Below are 711 nucleotides of genomic sequence, written 5' to 3'. Positions count from 1 at the left end.
TGTAGATGTTAGATATTTCGCTGACAAAATTGTAACAATATAATTTTGTTGGAGGAATAATGAGAAGAACAACGGAAGATGAAACTCTCAAAAGGAATTACATTCAGAAATGGCGATTTTTAATACGAGAGTATGAATTAACGAAAGAGAAGAAGCATCCACATTTCAAGTTTGTTGGCGATTTTTATAAACATCATAATACAAATCGTCAGACCTTTCTAAAATACTACAACCGCTATAAGGTAGAGCGGTTAGATAGCCAATTACTGCCACAAAAACGAGGACCTAAATGGAAGACCCGTAGGCCTTTACCGTTAATTGAACAAAAAGTTATCGAGGAACGCATTAAAGGAAATAATCGTTACGAAATCCATGCTATTTTAAAACCTAAATTAAAATCACATACTCCCAGCCCGTCAGGAGTGTATGCTATATTGCGACGAGAACATTTAAATCGATTAAAGCCCAAAATGAAAGCGAATAAACGTCAAATCATTAAAGAACGAGCCGGTGAGTTAGGTCATATCGATTGCCATTACCTAAGTAAAGACTTAATTGTTAATAGTACTAAACGTTATTATTTAGTATGTGTTATTGATGATTGTAGCCGTCTGGCCTGGGCTGAAGTGGTCGAGGATATTAAAAGTTTGACTGTGATGTTTGCCGCCCTTAAGTCTATTAATTTACTTCATGCGGAATACCGCATTCAAT

The 711-nt window shown here is 35.6% G+C and carries 1 protein-coding gene; it reads left to right on the top strand.

Going from position 1 to position 711, the window contains the following annotated elements; all coding sequences use genetic code 11:
- Positions 1-59: 59 nt before the first annotated feature.
- Positions 60-711: hypothetical protein (locus LOX96_RS17495; protein ID WP_250424822.1), on the top strand; the 652-nt coding region annotated here is incomplete at its 3' end.

Source organism: Legionella maioricensis (genome assembly GCF_023618015.1).
In the GTDB taxonomy this organism is placed as follows: domain Bacteria; phylum Pseudomonadota; class Gammaproteobacteria; order Legionellales; family Legionellaceae; genus Legionella; species Legionella maioricensis.
Note: the sequence above shows the minus strand (reverse complement) of the source record. Positions and strands in the feature narration are given on the sequence as shown.